This window comes from Kineosporia mesophila (assembly GCF_021129235.1).
GTDB lineage: Bacteria > Actinomycetota > Actinomycetes > Actinomycetales > Kineosporiaceae > Kineosporia > Kineosporia mesophila.
On sequence record NZ_JAJOMA010000015.1, the window covers coordinates 1 to 15282 of the forward strand.

Consider the following 15282-nt stretch of genomic DNA (forward strand, 5'->3'; position numbering starts at 1 on the left):
CGCGGGTGGTGATCGAGCCGGAGGCAGCCTCGCAGGCGTGGGAGGCGAGGGTCGTGCCCGCGTCGTCGACCGCGTCCACTTGTATGGCTTTTTCGCCCTCGCCGGTCCGGCTCACCAGGGCGCCCTCACCGAGCGGCGCGATCAGGCCGGCGTGGGGATCCACCGTCAGGCGCAGGGTCTCGGTGAGCTCTCCCTGTGAAAGGGCCTTGTTGTCGAGCAGAACCGCCTCACCGGAGGTGGGGAAGAAGACGCCGGTGCTGCCGGCGGTGGACAGCATGCCCGTCGAGATCGTGGCAACCCCGTCACCGTCGAGCCGGGGCAGGGCCCGCGGCTGGGAGCGGTAGTAGTGGAAGTGGTCGACGTGGTCCCAGGTCCACACGCCGCTGTCGATGATGCTGACCCCGGCGTCATCGGCCGCGAAGACGTAGCGGCCGTCGGTCGTGACCGTTTCCGGGGGAGTGATGGCGTCGAGGCCGGTTTCGGTGCCGTCGAGCAGATCGAGCATCGAGGATTGTCCTTTCGCATCGATCGCGACGAGATGCAGCTGCGGTTCGGCGACTTCGGCGGCACCTTCAATGGCGCCGTGGCCAGAGACCGGTTCGCCGGTGACCGAGGGGCCGCCCGCGCAGCCGGCCAGGGCGAGGAGGCCGATGGTGGCCAGGAGTTTTCGTGGGTACATCAAGGCTTGACCGATCAGGAATAGATGACGAGGGCGGGCGTGCGGCGCTGGGCGGCGGCCATACGGTGGTTCAGTTGGGCGACGAGGCCGGAGAGCGCGGCGAATGCGATGGCCGAGGCGGCGATGGACGCGCCGGCGGCGGTGCCCGCGTACCAGGAGCACAGCAGTCCGGTGGCCACGGCCAGAACCCCGAAAAGAGTGGCCAGGAGCATGCGGACGGGGATCGTCGTGGTCCACGGCCCGGCCGCGACCGCCGGGGCGAGCAGGAGCCCGACCACCAGCAGGCTGCCGACGGCCTGGAACGAGGAGACCACGGCGAGGGTGACCAGGGCGACCAGCGCCAGGTGCGCGAGATGCGGTCGCAGTCCCAGAGTCTGGGCGATTCGGGGGTCGAAGGCGGAGGCGACGAAGCTGTGGTGGAAGGCGGCCGCGACCGTGACGGCGAGGATCGTGACGACCATCAGGATCAGGAGGTCGCTGTTGTCGATGGCCAGGATGTCGCCGAACAGCATGGCCGTGGCGTCGGTGGCGAAGGTGCGTGAGTGCGACACGATGATGACGCCCAGCGAGAGCATGCCGACGAACAGCAGGCCGATACTGGTGTCGTACGACAGGCGACCCCGGCGTTGCAGCACACCGATCAGCGCGCTCATCGTCACCGCGCTGACCGCGCCGCCGAGCATCACCGGCGCCCCGATCACGGTCGCCAGAGCGACGCCGGGCAGCATGCCGTGGCCGATGGCCTCACCGAGGAAGGCCATTCCGCGGATCACCACCCAGGTGCCGACCACGCCGCAGATCGCTGCGACCAGGCCGCCACCGAGAAGGGCCCGCAGGACAAAGCCCACGCCGAAAGGTTCCGTCAACCACTGCACGGCCAGAACCTTACACACAAACGATAATCGTTCTCAATATCGAATAGGGTGACGCCATGCTCACCACGACCGCCGTCCGGGCCCGCGGCCTCCACTTCTCCTTCGACGACGTGCCCGTGCTGCACGGCGTCGACATGGACCTGGCCTGGGGAACCGTGACCGCGGTGGCCGGCCCCAACGGCGCGGGTAAGTCGACCCTGGTCGAGATCCTCGCCGGTGTCCGGACTCCGGGGTCGGGAACGGTCGAACGGGCCGAGGGGGTGGCCCTGGTGGTTCAGCGCCCGGCGGCGCCCGACACCCTGCCCCTGACCGTGCGCGACGTGGTGACCATGGGCACCTGGAACACGAAGACGCCCCGCGGGCAACGGCGCCGGGACGTCGAGGAGGCACTGGAACGGGTGCACCTCGCCGATCTGGCGACCCGGCCCTTCTCCGCCCTCTCCGGCGGCCAGAGGCAACGTGCCCTCCTGGCCCAGGGCATCGCCCGGCAGGCAAGGATTTTCCTGCTCGACGAACCGGCGGCCGGACTCGACGCCGACAGCCGGGCCCGCACCCGGGCCATGCTCGCCGCGGAGGCCGCCCGCGGCGCGGCGGTCGCCTGCGTCACGCACGACGACGAATCCATCGACGCCGCCGACGTCGTGGTCCGGCTCGAGGCCGGGCGGCGCGTCCGGTGAACGCCGCTCATCGCCGGTGTCCTGGGGCCGGCTGCTCTTTCGACCTGTTCAGCAAGAATACGGTGTCACCCGAGGCGTTCGGATCGGTCGAGGTGGGGGACAGCCAGGTCGAGGTCCGCGATGCGCGGCCCGACGCGGCGGAGTTCACCGAGGCGGACATCTACGGCGCCGACGGGGCCAGGAAGCTCCCGATTCCCGAGGGAGCCAGCTACGAGCACTACATGTCGAGCGACGTGACGAACGCCTCCGGCAGCCTTTACCACCGCTTCTGCTTCCGCGACGGGAAGCTGGTGGAGAAGGAGTCTGTCGTCGGGGCCTGACCTCTTCGTCAGCCCTGCAGGTACGCCAGGACGGCGAGCACCCGCCGATTGTCCTCCTCGGACTGCTCCAGCCCGAGCTTGATGAAAATGTTGTTGCTGTGCTTGCTCACGGCCCGCTCGGTGACGAACATCCGCGCGGCGATGGCCGAGTTGGAGCGACCTTCGGCCATCAGGGACAGCACCTCGCGTTCGCGCGGGGTGAGGGACTCCAGGGGGCCGTGCCCGGCGCGGTGGTTCAGGAGGGCGGCGACGACCTCGGGGTCCATGACGGTCCCTCCCGACGCGACCTGGCGGACGACGTCCACGAAGCGGTCGACGTCCGAGACCCGGTCTTTCAGGAGATAGCCGACTGCGCCGGCCCGGTCGGACATCAGCTCGCGGGCGTAGAGCTGCTCGACGTACTGCGAGAGGATGAGGACGGGCAGGCCGGGGATCTGGGCGCGGGCCTCGATCGCCGAGCGCAGGCCCTCGTCGGACTGGCCCGGCGGCAGCCGCACGTCGACGACGGCCACGTCCGGCCGGTGTTCGAGCAGGGCGCGGGTCAGGGACGGGCCGTCCTCGACCGCGGCCACGACCTCGAAACCGTACGTCTCGAGGATCCGCATGATGCCGATCCGCAGCAGGGCCAGATCCTCGGCGATCACGACGCGCACGGCAGCACCATCCTGATCTCCGTGGGGCCGCCGGCCGGGCTGTCCACGGTCAGGGTTCCGTCGAAAGCAGCCAGGCGCCGGGCAATTCCCCGCAGACCCGAGCCGCCAGAATCGGAAGCGCCGCCGCGTCCGTCATCTTTCACCGACAGGTTCAGGCGGCCACCGTCGGCATCCGTGTGGGTGATGCCGATCGCGATGTGGTGGGCCTGGGCGTGCTTGGTGGCGTTCGTCAGGCACTCGGCGACCGCGAAGTACGCGGCCGACTCGATCGGCGCCGGTAGCCGGCCGGGCAGGTGGAGGTCGAGCGTCGTGGGGGTCGGATTGACCAGGGCGAGAGCCTGCACGGCTCCTTCGAGCCCCCGGTCGGCCAGCACCGGGGGGTGGATGCCGCGCACCAGGTCGCGCAGCTCGGTCAGGGCACTGCTGGTGGAGGCCCGGGCCTCACTGAGCAGTTGCCGGGCGGCCTGCGGGTCGGCGTCGATCAGGTGCTCGGCCAGGCCCAGACTCATGCCGAGGGCGGCCAGGCGGGCCTGCGCGCCGTCGTGCAGGTCGCGCTCGATCCGGCGCAGTTCACCGGCCTGCGCGTCGACGGTGTCGGCGCGGCTGGCGGCCAGGGCGTCCACCCGCGCCTGCAACCGGGCCGGGCGGGTCGGGCCGAGAAGGGACCGGACGACCCGGGCGTTGAGCACGGCCAGTGGTGTCGCCAGAAGGTAACTGGCGCACAGGGTCAGCCCACCGACGGGAACCAGGGCGAAGGCCTCGGTGAGGCTGTTGATCGTCCAGGCCGAGCCGAAAGGGGTGCGGAAGGTGGACTCCGGGGTCAGCGCGACGACCAGCGGGTAGACCAGATACACCACACCGATCGCGAACAGCAGGAACGTCAGCCCGGCGGTGAACCACCCGGCGACCGCGTCGACGACGAGCCAGGAGCCGTCGCGCCAGGTCGCCGGCTCCTTCAGGAGCGACCGGCAACGGACGAGGTGGTTGCCGCTCGTGGGCGGCCGGTAGGGGCGCTCGACGGGCTCGGGCAGGTGCTGACCGGCCCAGGTCCGGTGCTGGTCGGTGAACCAGCGGACGATGCCGGTGAGCAGCAGCGTGAGCGGAATGCCCAGGCCCAGAGGCGTGAGGACGACGGCCACGCCCCAGAGCGTGGCCAGTACCAGCGCCCCGAGCGAGCCCAGCAGCAGCACCGCGGAGGCCCCGACCAGCTCGAGCCAGCGGAGAAGTCGGGGCACGGGGCGCTCAATTGTGAGGACGTCGGTCAGAGGCACGTGGTGATCCTGGGCCACCGGGGTGGCTGGGCACAGTGGAGTTTCCTACACCCTGAAAAGGGATTCCAGCACCCGTGTGGTGCAGGCCGTCGCCGGGAAGAGTTGTCGGCGTCAGCCCATCCGGAATTCACCGCAGGAGAAATACCGTGAACAAGAGTCGTCGTACCGTCACCGGCCTGGGCGTCACCCTCACCCTGGCCGGCCTGCTCACCGCCTGCGGGCAGCCCGGCTCCGCCGCGGCCCAGACCAGGCCGAGCAGCTCCACCCCGGCCGGCAGCTCGACCCCGGCGACCGGCATCCACATGATCACGAACAACGGCCATCGTCTCGCCTTCCACGTCACCGCCGGACGGAAGGCGACGATCGTCCTGGACGCCGGGGGAGGGGAGGACTCCTCGTACTGGGCGAAGATCGTGCCCCCGCTGTCCCGGGCCACCGGCGCGCAGATCATCACCTACGACCGCGCCGGGACGGGCGACAGCGACGAGGTGCCCGGCCCGTGGAAGGTACAGAACGCCGTCTCGGACCTGAAGGCCGGCCTCGACCAGCTCGGCGTCACCGGGAAGGTGCTGCTGGTGGCGCACTCCCAGGCCGGGGAGGTTGCCACCTACTTCGCCCGGCAGAACCCCCACCGGGTCGGTGGTGCGGTGCTGGTGGACGCGAGCCTGCCGGACTTCTACACCGACCCGCAGATCGCCCGGATCGTCGCGGTCACCACCCCGCAGATCGAGGCGCTCAAGGCCCAGGCCACCCTGACGAAACCCGAACGTCAGCTGATCGCGACCGCGGCCCTCTACACCCCGATGCACCACCGTTATCACCAGGTGACCTGGCCGAAGAGCATCCCGGCGGCCGTGATCGTCTCGACCGGGACACCGTTCGAGGGCTCGGCGCCGGACATGCAGCACTGGCGTGACGCCCAGGCCGACTTCGCCGCCCGCGCCGCCGACCGGGACCTCGTCGTGGCCGACAGCTCGCACGACATCCCGCTGGAGAAGCCCGATCTGGTGATCCAGCAGATCCGCACCAGGCTTCAGGCCCACTGAACCCCGGGCCCGGGAGCAGCGTCGCGGCCGGGCTGAGATGATGCCGGGATGGACGGCTTCTTCACCTGGCTTCGACGTGCTCCCGTGGGCGAACAGCTACGGGCCGCCCAGGGGCGGGAAGACCTGGCCGATGCCGCCGACCAGGCCGCCTTCGGGCGTCCCGTCGACGGTGAGCTGGCCGTCCTGGCCGCACTGCTGGAACCGGACGAGGTCGTCCAGCAACTCCTCGAAGGGTGCCGGGGCAAGGTGGCCGGTCTCATGGCCCTGACCACGCGCCGCATCCTCTTCACCGCCGAGGGCGCCGGCCCCCGCAGCGCGCTGATCATCGACCGGGCCGGCGTCGTGGCCGCCCGTGGCCAGACGCACCGGGGACTGAGCAGCCTCACCCTCACCACCGGGTCCGGGGATCTGGTCGTCGATCAGATCCTGGGCACCCAGGCCGAGACCTTCGCCGAGAACACGATGCGTACCCCCACCGAGGCCCCGGCCGTCGACCCGCTGGCGGCGCTGGCCGACCTACGGGCCCGGCACCGGGCCGGAGACATTGGCGACGCCGAGTTCGAGACCCGCAAACGTCAACTGTTCGAACAGATCTGACGTTGCCAGGACCGATGGGCCCGCGACCGTGACAGGGCGGGCCCATCGGTTCGGGCCCGGCTCAGGACTCGTTGGGGAACCGCACGCCCACCGTGTAGGTGCCGTAGCCGCTGGTCGCGACCACCCGGAGCCGGTACTGGGTGGAGTTCGCCGGCGAGTTCCAGGTCACGCGCTCGGTCGAGTCGGCGTTCCGGGACGCGGCGATCAGCTGGTAGCCGCCCGCGGCGGTGTTCCACTGCAGAACCTCGAGGTCGAAGTTGGCGTCCGCCGGACCGTCGAGGCAGGCGGTGTAGGTGCCTTCCTGCGGGACGAGGTAGTTGTAGGGCGTGGATTCCCGGGCCCAGCCCTCTCGGAACTCGCCCGCCAGCGCGTATGGGTAGTCGGTGCAGGAGTCGGCCGCCGCCGGGCCGGTCGCCGCCGAGGCCGGGGCGATCGCGCCGGCGAGGGCTGCCGGGGTGAGCAGTGCGGTCGAGGCCAGGATGGTGAGCTTGCGCTTGAACGGCATGAAGACATGAGCCTTTCGATGGAGTACGGAACGGCCCCATCCTCTTCGCGTAACGGACATAACGCCTTAATCCATTCATAATTGGAAGTAATCATGCAGGAGCCGCCGGGTCCGGATGCGTTTTCGCCGCGGCGCGGCAAGCTGAGCACGCTCATGGACGTGGGTTCTTCGGCCGCCGGTCGCGGGACGCCCGTCCAACCCTCGATCGGAAGGCCGGCCATGGCTGTGGTGTCCCGTACGTTCTCGGTCGAGCCGGCTCCCGATGTGGTGGTGGCGTACCTGGCCGACTTCGGCCATGCCGAAGAGTGGGACCCCGGTACCGTGCGCTGCGTCCGGGTGGACGCCGGCCCGGTGCAGGTGGGTTCGCAGTGGCACAACACCTCGAAGATCGCCGGTATCTCCACGGAACTGCGCTACACCCTGGAACAGCTCTCGCCCACCCGCGTGGTTCACGTCGGTCGCAACGACACCGCGACGTCCACCGAGACCGTCGATGTCGCACCCGACGGGACCGGATCGTCCGTCACCTACACGAACGAGGTCGTCTTCAACGGGATGGCCAAGGCCGCCTCGCCCCTGGCCAAGCTGATCTTCGAGAAACTGGCCGGTGACACCGTCGAGCAGCTGACCGGCGCGCTAAACAAGCTCTGAGCACCCGCTGGTTCAGGACCGCGTGCGCAGGCTCCGCCCGAGGCCGAGCGCCCGCTCGACAGCCAGAACGGCCAGCAGCGAGAACAGGATGAGTAGCACCGAAAGGGCCGCGACCTCCGGTCCGGCCTGGGTCTCGAGGTGATCGAGCAGGGTCACCGGTAGTGGCGTGATGTTGTAGCCGGCCAGGAACAGGGACACCACGGCCTCGTCGAAGGAGACCAGGAACGACAGCACCGCCCCGGCGATCACGCCCGGGCGGATCAGGGGCAGCGTGACCCGGCGGAAAGTGACCCAGGGGGAGGCACCCAGCACCCGGGCGGCGTCCTCCCCGGACACGTCGACGGTGGACAGGCTCACCGAGATGGTTCGGATGGCGTACGGCAGGCACAGCACCACGTGGGCGAGCACGAGCCCGGTGTAGGTGTCGTTCAGGGCCAGGGGTGAGAACAGCAGCAGCAGGGCCAGGCCCAGAACGATGTTGGGCACCAGCAGCGGTGAGGTGAGGAAGGCCTGCGCCGCACCGGATCCGCGGAAGCTCTGCCGGGTGAAGGCGAGCGAGGCGCAGATCGCCACGGCCAGCGTGATCACGGTGGTGAATGCCGCGATGATCAGCGAACTGACCAGGCCGGTCATGAATTCGGGAGTGCTGAAGACCGTGCGGTAGGGGTCGAGCGAGAAGCCCTGCGGCGGGAAGCGCAGGAAGGTCGAGGTGTCGATCGAGACCACGGCCACGACCAGGATCGGCAGCCACAGGAACACGTAGATCAGGGTGACCAGGGTGCGCTGCGACCAGCGGGCCGCGCGGTCGGCGAGGGTGTTCATCGGCCGCTCACCCACCGCTCCACGCGGCGTTGCAGGAGACCGAACACGGTGACCGCCACTCCGAAGACGACGACGAGGACGAGCGAGAGAGCCGCTGCCAGCGGCCAGTTCAGCTGGTTGGTGGCCTGGTCGTAGATCTCCGAGGCCAGCACGAAAACCCGTCCACCACCGATCAGGCGGGGCGTGACGTAGGCGCTGATGCTCAGCACGAAGACCAGCAGCAGGCCGGTGAGCACTCCGGGCAGGGTCAGTGGCAGGGTGACGCGCAGGAAGCGGGTGATCCGGCCCGCGCCGAGCGAGGCGGCGGCCTGTTCGAGGGTGTCGTCCAGGCGCCCGAAGCCGCTCGTCATCGCGAGAACGGCGTAGGGCAGGAAGATCTGGACCAGGGCGATGACGACGCCGGAGAACTGGTTGGCCAGCTGCACCGGGGTGTCGGTCAGTCCCAGGCCCTTCAGCACCGAGTTCAGCAGGCCCTGGTTGCCGAGCACCACCATCCAGCCGTAGGTGCGCGCGACCGAGGAGACCAGCATGGGGGCGATCGCGAGGATCGTCAGCAGGCCGCGGAACCGGGAGGTGGTGCGCACCAGGAACAACGACAGCGGATAGGCCACGATCACGGTGACCACCGAGACCAGCAGGCCGAGCTTCACCGTGGTCCAGGCCACCCGCAGGTAGTACGGGTCGGTGAAGACGTCGGCGAAAGAGTCGACGGTGAAGGTGATCTCGATGCCGCCTCCGCCGATGAAGCGGTTGAACGCCATCCGCAGCACCCAGAGCATGGGAGCGGCGTAGGCGAACAGCAGCACGGCCAGCCCGGGCACCAGCAGCCCCCAGGCCACCGGCGGGCGCCACGTGCGGGTCACGTCGCGTTCCTCGGCGGGAGAACCTTCACCGCAGCGGGTTCCCAGGCGATCCGGACCGCTGCGCCGCGGTCCAGCGGCGCGCCCGTCGCCACGGTGTCCACCTCGAACGTGTGCCCGGCCGCGTCGATGCGGTAGGTGATCTGGTCGCCGGTGTAGGACGCGGAGCGCACATTCCCCGCGAAACCCTGGCTTGAGGGCGAGTCGAGCAGCTGAACGGCCTGCGGACGCAGCAGGGCGGTCACCGGACCGGGCGGTCGGGACGTGGTCACCGGAAGGGTTCCCAGGCCGGGCACGTCCACCCCGGAGGTGCCGAGCACCCCGTCCAGCAGGTTCGCACGGCCGATGAAGGTCGCCACGAACACGTCGGCCGGGTTCTCGTAGATCTCCTGCGGGGTGCCGATCTGGGCCACCCGCCCGGCGTCCATGACGGCGACCCGGTCGGCCATCGACAGCGCCTCGTCCTGGTCGTGGGTCACGAACACCGCGGTGGTGCCGGAACTGAGCTGCATCTCGCGGATCTCGGTACGCAGTGACTCGCGCAGCTTGGCGTCCAGCGCCGACAGCGGCTCGTCGAGCAGCAGGACGCTGGGGTCGACCACGAGGGCGCGGGCCAGGGCCACGCGCTGCTGCTGGCCGCCCGACAGCTGCCCGATGCGCCGCTGCGCGAGATGACCCAGCTGCACCCGGTCGAGGATCTCGGCCACGCGGCGCTTCTTCTCGGCCGCCGGCAGCTTGCGCATGTCCAGGCCGAACGCCACGTTTCCGGCGACGCTCAGGTGCGGCAGCAGGGCGAAGGACTGGAACACCATGCCCATGCCGCGCCGGTGCACGGGCACCTGCGTGACGTCCCGCCCGGCCACGGTGATCGTGCCGGCGGTCGGCTCGACCAGCCCGGCGACCATGCGCAGCGTCGTGGTCTTGCCGCAGCCCGAAGGGCCCAGCAGGGCGAGCATCTCGCCCTGCCGGACCCTCAGGTCGACGCCGTCCACGGCGGGGGCCTGCGCGCCGGGGTACTCCTTGCGCATGCCCGCCACCTCGAGGTGGGGAGCGTCAGCCACCGATGACCTCACGCTGGATCCGCTGCACCCAGTCGGCGTAGTTCGGGGCGATCCAGGCCCAGTCGATCGGGGCGTCGTCGGCCAGGAGTCCGGTGGTGGACGCGGTGCGCGCGTCGATCGTGTCGCTCACCTTCACGGTGGAGTTGACCGAGCCGTAGAAGGCCTTCTCGGCCATCCGCTGCTGGGAGTCGGCGCTGATCGCGAACTCGACGAACTTCTGCGCGAGGTCCTTCTTGGTGGAGGTCTCGACCAGGTTGATCGTGCTGATCTGGGCCACGCCGAGACCCTGGGGCACCTGGACGATGAGTTCCTTCGGGCTCTCGTCGTGCAGGGCCTGGGCGCGGGCGTTCCAGCCCACGCCCGCCCCGACGCTGCCCGAGCGGATCGCGTCGTACAGGTTGGGCTGCGGGGCGAAGGTCTGGGCGTTGGCCGCGAGCTTCTTCATCTGCGCCAGCTGCTCGTCGATCGACTTCTTGTAGTCCAGGCCCAGTTCCTTGGACAGGCCCGCGATCAGCGCGATGCCGCGGGTGTCGGCGATCTGCAGGGCCAGCTGACCCTTGTAGGTGGAGCCGGCCAGGGCGCTCCAGGTGTCCGGCAGGGTGTCGAACACCGAGGGGTTGGCGATGAGCGCCAGGCTGTCGATGGTGATGGCCGGGCCGTAACCCTCGTCGATGACCGCGGCGTCGACCAGATCGCCGAGGCTGGTGACGATCGAGGAGTCGAGCTTCGAGAACAGGCCCTCGGAGTTGGCCGTCGTGGACACCGAGGAGTCCATGATGACCAGGTCGTAGGTGGCCTTGGAGGTGTTGGTCCGCAGCCCGGCCAGCAGCTCGGCGGAGTTCGTGGCGGGCGTGTAGGTGACCTTCGTGCCGGAGTTGGCCTCCTGGAACGGGCCGATCACCTCGGCCTGGAACTGGTCGGCGAAAGCACCCGAGAACCCGGTGATGGTCAGGGCGTTCGCATCGCCCGAGCCGCTGTCGGCGGTCTTGGACGACGAACCGGTCGCCGAGGAGCTGCAGGCGGCCAGACCGAACAGGGCGGCACCGCCGAGACCGCCGAGCAGGGCGGAGCGGCGGGTGAGAGCGTGGGACACAGTGTTCCTTTCGAAAAGACCGGAGGTCAGACGAGGCCGCGGAGCTGGCTGAGCCGAACTCCCAGCGGCAACGGTCGGCCGGGGGTGACGACGCCGTCACGGAGCACCCAGCGGGGTCGGCGCAGAACTTCGAAGCCTTCGGTGAGCAGGTCGCCCTCGGCGACCAGGAGGTCGGCGCGCAGGCCGGGCACGATCGTGCCGGTGAGGTCGGAGTGCCGGGCGACCTGGGCCGCGGTGCGGGTGGCGGAGGCCAGCACGTCGAGCCGGTCCGCGCCGGTGGCCTCGGCGATCAGCTCGAGTTCCTCGACGACCTCGCCGCTGGTGTCGGTACCGGTCACCACCGGGACACCGGCCTTCCAGGCCAGGGCGACGCTCTCCATGTGCCGGCCGACGATCTCGTTCTGGATCCGGCCGAACAGGTACTCGTTGCCGTAGAGGCGGTGCTGCCAGCCGATCCCGGCCACACTCGACAGGGTGGGCACGAAAGCGGTTCCGTGCTCGACCATCTCCGCGACCACGGCCGCGTCCATGAACGCGCCGTGCTCGATCGTGGAGGAACCGGCCCGCACGGCGTTACGGATCGCCTCGGTGGAGTAGGCGTGCGTGGCGGTGGGCCTGTGGAACTTGTGCGCCTCGGTGATCCCGGCGCGCAGCTCGGCCTCGGTGAACTCGGGGATCCCCGGCTCTTCCTCGGGGTAGGTGCCCAGGCCGCCGGACCCCATGAACTTGACCACGGCCGCGCCCCGGCCGATCTGGGTGCGCACCGCCCGCACCACGGCGTCCTCGCCGTCGGCCTCCATCGCGCCCCAGTTGCTGCTGTGGCCGCCGGTGATGCAGATCGGATCGCCGCCGGAGTACAGCCGCGGGCCGGGGATCACGCCCTCGCGCACGGCCCGCATCGCCTGGATGCCGCCGGCGCCGGGCAGGCCGAAGTCGCGGATCGTGGTGACGCCGGAGGCCAGCTGGGCGGCCAGGTTCGCCGCCGTGTGCAGGGCCAGGAACTCCGCGGGCTGCTGCATGAGCACGTCGCTCTGTGAGCGATAGCTGGTGGTGCGCTGAGAGATGCGCAGGCTCTTTCGGGCCACGTGGTCGTGCAGGTTGTGCAGTCCTGGGACGACGGTGCACCCGGTGGCGTCCAGCTCGGTGGCGCCGTCGGGGACCGGGCCGCGGTCGGGGCCGATCTCGGTGATCTCGCCGTCGACACTGACGATGCGCGCGTCGGGGACGACGGGCTCGGCGGTGGTGCCGGTCAGCACGGTGGCGTGGCGGATGACGATGGTGGACAAGGGATCTCCTCAGCCGCTCAGCGAACGACGGGTTCAGCGGCGGTCACGATCTGGTCGGCGATCGAGCAGGCCTGCACCAGGGTGCGGTCGGCCCGGTCGGGCTGGGGCAGGTTCGCGATGTTCCATTCCTGCGGCTGGACCGGCAGCCCGATCACGAACCGGCGCCCGCTCGCGTCACCGTCACGGTCGACGAGGCGGCAGGCCGTGGCACCGGGACCGGTCAGGGTGCCGGGCCGGGAGCGTACGGACACCAGGCCCCCGTCCCGGACGTGGGCGTAGCCCCCACGTACCAGCTCGCGGACGAACGGGTCGGTGGTGCTCCCGGCGTCGTCGGCGGGCAGGCGGGCGTGCACGAGTGCCTGCACGGTCACGGGTCCGGCCAGGTCCCGGCCCCGCACGACGAAGCCTTCCGGCCCGCTCGCCGTCACCCGGACCCCCGCGCCCAGCGCGCGCAGCAGCCCGGCCTCCAGCAGGGCGAGCGCCTGTTCCACACGCAGGGCCGGTGGCCCGGCGGCGACGAAGGCGCCGACGCTGCGGAACCAGCCCTGCAGGTCGCCCCGGACGGACTCGCGGGAAAAGCCACCCGCGGCCACCACCGTGCGCACCCGGTCCTTCAGCACGGCCAGGGCCTCACCGACCGCGGTCATTGGTCCCCGCGGAACGGCGAGCGCGGAGTCGAGGTCGGCGCGCAGCAGGTCTCGCAGCCGGGCGGTGAGATCGGCGCTCCCGGCCGGTCCGGACCCCGCGAACGGGTCCAGAAGGGCGTCCAGGTCCAAGGCCGTGTCCGCCCCGGCGGCGCGCCAGACCCGGGCCAGTTCGGCGCTCACCAGGGGCCAGACGTCGTCGGCGAACGAGAGGGTGCCGTCGGCGGCGCACCATTGCGCGACGCGATCGTCGGTGACGATCTCCAGGGTCACCGGTGCGGGGGTCACGGCCCGGGCCAGGTAGGGGACGCCGCGCCCGGAACCGATGTGGAGCACGGGTTCCTGGCCCGAGGGGCAGTAGGTGAGGCGGCCCTGGTGGCGTTCGAACTGCCCGCCGCGGCCCTGGGTGACCAGGGCCAGGAGGTCGTAGAAGTTCAGGCCGGTGCCCAGGACCGCCACGTCCGCGCCGGCGGGCAGGGCCCGCAGCGACGCGGCCGTCGCGGGGCCGGCGGGCACGTGGACGAGGTGGTGCTCGTGGGCGGAGCGGGCCAGGGCCTGCTCGGGCGCGGTGGGGGCGGCCGGCAGGTGCCCCAGGGCCAGCACGACCCGGTCGGCCGTCAGCTTCTCACCGGTGTTAAGGGTGAGTTCCTGGGTTCCGTCCGCGATCTCGCGCAGGGCGGTGACCCGGTGCGGGTGGACGTGGACGCCCTGCTGCGTGAGGCGCTCGAGTACCCAGCGCAGGTAGCGGCCGAAGAGGGAGCGGCTCGCGAAGTCATCGGGCCCCCGGCCCGCGGCCTCGGCGGCCGGACCCGGCGGGAGCGAGGAGCCGTACCGGGCGCACCACTGGGCGAAGGAAGGCCCGCGTGTGGCCGGGGCGGCGTCCACGGTGTCGTCGGCGAAGACCGTGGCCTGGCGGGTGCGCGAGTTCATCAGGAGCTCGGGGTCCTGTGCCGGGTCCCAGACGACCCCGCCGGGCCGGGGGTCGATCAGGTGCGTCTCGATGCCGGTGCAGGCGGTGAGCTGGACGGCGACGGCCAGGCCGCGGGGTCCGGCACCGACCACGGCGACGCGGCATCGAGGCGTGGACATGGGTTCCTTCTCGTGGTGTGAGTGAGGATCGGTCAGGAGCGGGGCTCGCTGAACCCCATAAGTTCAGACGATACCCCCGGTGGCCCGGGAAAACGCAAGTGCATCGATCTGGTGCGGAATCAGGAGCCCGTGTTCCCCGTCACGCCGGCCGCCCCGTCGATGGCCTCCCGCAGCGAAGCCGCCGCCCGGATCAGGGCCGCCGTGGTCACCGCCACGCCGGGGGAGCCGGCCAGGACCTGGGTCGTGACCGAGCTGACGACCCGGGCGGTCTCGGGGACCAGACGGCGCACGGCCAGCCCCGGGTCGGGCCGCGCCGCCGCCAGCATCAGATCCGGCACCAGGGCCACCCCGAGCCCGGCGGCGACCAGCGCCTGCAGGGCCACGTAGTCGTCGGTCTCGAAGGCGATGTCCGGCTCGAACCCGGCCGCGCGGCACAGCGCCAGCAGGTTGCCCCGGCACTGGGGGCAGCCCGCGATCCAGCGCTGGAGGCCGAGCTCGCTCACCTCGACCGCCTCCCGCGCCGCGGCCGGGTGACCGGCCGGCATCGCCACGTGCAGGTGCTCGGTGACCAGGGTCTGGGCCACCTCGTCGGCCTGCAGCACCGGCACCGGCACGCCCGTGCCCATCTCTTGATCGCTGTCGGGCACGTAGACGTACACGATCGCGAGGTCGACCTCCCCCCGGCGCAGCAGGTCCAGCGCCCGCGGCGGCTCGGCCTCGGTCAGCGTGAAGCGCAGCTGCGGGTGTTCGCGCGTGACCGAGCCCAGCGCCCGCGGCAGGATCGTCGCCGCCGCGCTCGGGAAACTGGCCACCCGCACCGTGCCGGCCCGCAGGTTCGCGACCGCCGCCACCTCGGCCTCGGCCTGCGCCATCGCCGCGAGGATCTGCTGCCCGTGCCGCACGAACACCGCGCCCGCCTCGGTCAGGCGGATCCCGGTGTGGGTGCGGACCAGCAGCGCGGTGCCGAGCTGGTCCTCCAGCAGCTTCACCGCCTGGGTCACCGCCGACTGCGACGTGCCGAGCCGCTTGGCGGCCTTCGACATGGAACCCTCGGTGGCCAGGGCCTGCAGCAGCCGTAGATGGCGAACCTCGATCACGGACCCATCCAACCAGTTGGGGTATCAGCTCGGCTAATGTCAGAGGTCCGAAGTTC

At 70.9% G+C, this 15282-nt stretch carries 17 protein-coding genes and 1 pseudogene; 6 read left to right on the top strand and 12 right to left on the bottom strand.

Translation table 11 applies throughout. The annotated features are described in order from the left end of the window. A pseudogene (locus LR393_RS20895) lies at positions 1 to 505 on the bottom strand (ABC transporter); the annotation flags it as partial. Between the two features lie 6 nt (positions 506 to 511). Here LR393_RS20895 and LR393_RS20900 point away from each other — a divergent pair. Then, on the top strand, positions 512 to 703 hold the full coding sequence (locus LR393_RS20900) for a hypothetical protein (protein WP_231485774.1): 192 nt from the start codon (positions 512 to 514) through the stop codon (positions 701 to 703). On the opposite strand, the gene aztB is transcribed toward LR393_RS20900, so the two are convergent. Then, the gene (gene aztB, locus LR393_RS20905; RefSeq protein WP_231485775.1) at positions 694 to 1554 is read right to left on the bottom strand and encodes a zinc ABC transporter permease AztB; all 861 of its coding nucleotides are present in this window, start codon (positions 1552 to 1554) and stop codon (positions 694 to 696) included. The genes LR393_RS20900 and aztB overlap by 10 nt on opposite strands. A 56-nt stretch (positions 1555 to 1610) precedes the next feature. Between aztB and aztA the strand changes: the two genes are divergently transcribed. Continuing rightward, entirely contained in the window at positions 1611 to 2231 is a 621-nt protein-coding gene (gene aztA / locus LR393_RS20910; protein WP_231485778.1) for a zinc ABC transporter ATP-binding protein AztA, read from the top strand. A 62-nt stretch (positions 2232 to 2293) separates the two neighbouring features. After that, positions 2294 to 2551 carry a hypothetical protein gene (locus LR393_RS20915; RefSeq protein WP_231485780.1) on the top strand — a complete coding sequence of 86 codons (258 nt, stop codon included), beginning with the start codon at positions 2294 to 2296 and terminating at the stop codon, positions 2549 to 2551. 8 nt (positions 2552 to 2559) lie between these two features. Here the strand turns inward: LR393_RS20915 and LR393_RS20920 are convergent, their stop codons facing one another. Together LR393_RS20920 and LR393_RS20925 are read right to left on the bottom strand one after the other, a co-directional pair. Beyond that, entirely contained in the window at positions 2560 to 3204 is a 645-nt protein-coding gene (locus tag LR393_RS20920; RefSeq protein ID WP_231485781.1) for a LuxR C-terminal-related transcriptional regulator, read from the bottom strand. Further along, positions 3192 to 4439 (bottom strand): sensor histidine kinase, encoded by a 1248-nt coding sequence (locus tag LR393_RS20925; RefSeq protein ID WP_231485783.1) that lies wholly within the window; start codon positions 4437 to 4439, stop codon positions 3192 to 3194. Before LR393_RS20925 ends, LR393_RS20920 begins: the two co-directional genes overlap by 13 nt. A gap of 182 nt (positions 4440 to 4621) precedes the next feature. Between LR393_RS20925 and LR393_RS20930 the strand changes: the two genes are divergently transcribed. Beyond that, on the top strand, positions 4622 to 5521 hold the full coding sequence (locus tag LR393_RS20930; protein WP_231485785.1) for an alpha/beta fold hydrolase: 900 nt from the start codon (positions 4622 to 4624) through the stop codon (positions 5519 to 5521). Between the two features lie 48 nt (positions 5522 to 5569). Beyond that, a complete protein-coding gene (locus tag LR393_RS20935; RefSeq protein WP_231485786.1) occupies positions 5570 to 6118 on the top strand; it encodes an SHOCT domain-containing protein in 549 nt (182 codons plus the stop codon). A gap of 61 nt (positions 6119 to 6179) precedes the next feature. Here LR393_RS20935 and LR393_RS20940 read toward each other — a convergent pair whose 3' ends face one another. Beyond that, positions 6180 to 6623, bottom strand: a complete 444-nt coding sequence (locus tag LR393_RS20940; protein WP_231485787.1) for a hypothetical protein — start codon at positions 6621 to 6623, stop codon at positions 6180 to 6182. A 219-nt stretch (positions 6624 to 6842) separates the two neighbouring features. Here LR393_RS20940 and LR393_RS20945 point away from each other — a divergent pair, with 219 nt between their 5' ends. Continuing rightward, positions 6843 to 7274 carry an SRPBCC family protein gene (locus LR393_RS20945; protein ID WP_231485788.1) on the top strand — a complete coding sequence of 144 codons (432 nt, stop codon included), beginning with the start codon at positions 6843 to 6845 and terminating at the stop codon, positions 7272 to 7274. Positions 7275 to 7286: 12 nt separating this feature from the next. On the opposite strand, the gene LR393_RS20950 is transcribed toward LR393_RS20945, so the two are convergent. The 7 genes from LR393_RS20950 to LR393_RS20980 all read right to left on the bottom strand — a co-directional run bounded on the left by LR393_RS20950 (position 7287) and on the right by LR393_RS20980 (position 15226). After that, positions 7287 to 8096, bottom strand: coding sequence for an ABC transporter permease (locus tag LR393_RS20950; RefSeq protein ID WP_231485790.1), 810 nt, complete (start codon positions 8094 to 8096; stop codon positions 7287 to 7289). After that, positions 8093 to 8959: an ABC transporter permease gene (locus LR393_RS20955; protein ID WP_231485792.1), complete on the bottom strand. Its 867-nt coding sequence runs from the start codon at positions 8957 to 8959 to the stop codon at positions 8093 to 8095. Before LR393_RS20955 ends, LR393_RS20950 begins: the two co-directional genes overlap by 4 nt. Beyond that, positions 8956 to 10017 (bottom strand): ABC transporter ATP-binding protein, encoded by a 1062-nt coding sequence (locus LR393_RS20960; RefSeq protein ID WP_231485794.1) that lies wholly within the window; start codon positions 10015 to 10017, stop codon positions 8956 to 8958. Before LR393_RS20960 ends, LR393_RS20955 begins: the two co-directional genes overlap by 4 nt. Beyond that, positions 10010 to 11110: an extracellular solute-binding protein gene (locus LR393_RS20965; protein WP_231485795.1), complete on the bottom strand. Its 1101-nt coding sequence runs from the start codon at positions 11108 to 11110 to the stop codon at positions 10010 to 10012. The genes LR393_RS20960 and LR393_RS20965 overlap by 8 nt, the downstream gene beginning before the upstream one ends. Before the next feature lie 26 nt (positions 11111 to 11136). Beyond that, positions 11137 to 12396: a metal-dependent hydrolase family protein gene (locus tag LR393_RS20970; protein ID WP_231485797.1), complete on the bottom strand. Its 1260-nt coding sequence runs from the start codon at positions 12394 to 12396 to the stop codon at positions 11137 to 11139. Positions 12397 to 12413: 17 nt separating this feature from the next. Then, a complete protein-coding gene (locus LR393_RS20975) occupies positions 12414 to 14129 on the bottom strand; it encodes an FAD/NAD(P)-binding protein (protein WP_231485798.1) in 1716 nt (571 codons plus the stop codon). 119 nt (positions 14130 to 14248) lie between these two features. Continuing rightward, positions 14249 to 15226 carry a LysR family transcriptional regulator gene (locus LR393_RS20980; RefSeq protein ID WP_231485799.1) on the bottom strand — a complete coding sequence of 326 codons (978 nt, stop codon included), beginning with the start codon at positions 15224 to 15226 and terminating at the stop codon, positions 14249 to 14251. Positions 15227 to 15282 lie beyond the last annotated feature (56 nt).

Excerpts from the sequence above, each read along its gene's own strand:
- LR393_RS20940 (WP_231485787.1), bottom strand. The coding sequence starts at position 6,623 with ATGCCGTTCAAGCGCAAGCTCACCATCCTGGCCTCGACCGCACTGCTC.
- LR393_RS20935 (WP_231485786.1), top strand. The coding sequence starts at position 5,570 with ATGGACGGCTTCTTCACCTGGCTTCGACGTGCTCCCGTGGGCGAACAG.
- LR393_RS20975 (WP_231485798.1), bottom strand. The coding sequence starts at position 14,129 with ATGTCCACGCCTCGATGCCGCGTCGCCGTGGTCGGTGCCGGACCCCGC.
- LR393_RS20950 (WP_231485790.1), bottom strand. The coding sequence starts at position 8,096 with ATGAACACCCTCGCCGACCGCGCGGCCCGCTGGTCGCAGCGCACCCTG.
- LR393_RS20945 (WP_231485788.1), top strand. The coding sequence starts at position 6,843 with ATGGCTGTGGTGTCCCGTACGTTCTCGGTCGAGCCGGCTCCCGATGTG.
- aztA (WP_231485778.1), top strand. The coding sequence starts at position 1,611 with ATGCTCACCACGACCGCCGTCCGGGCCCGCGGCCTCCACTTCTCCTTC.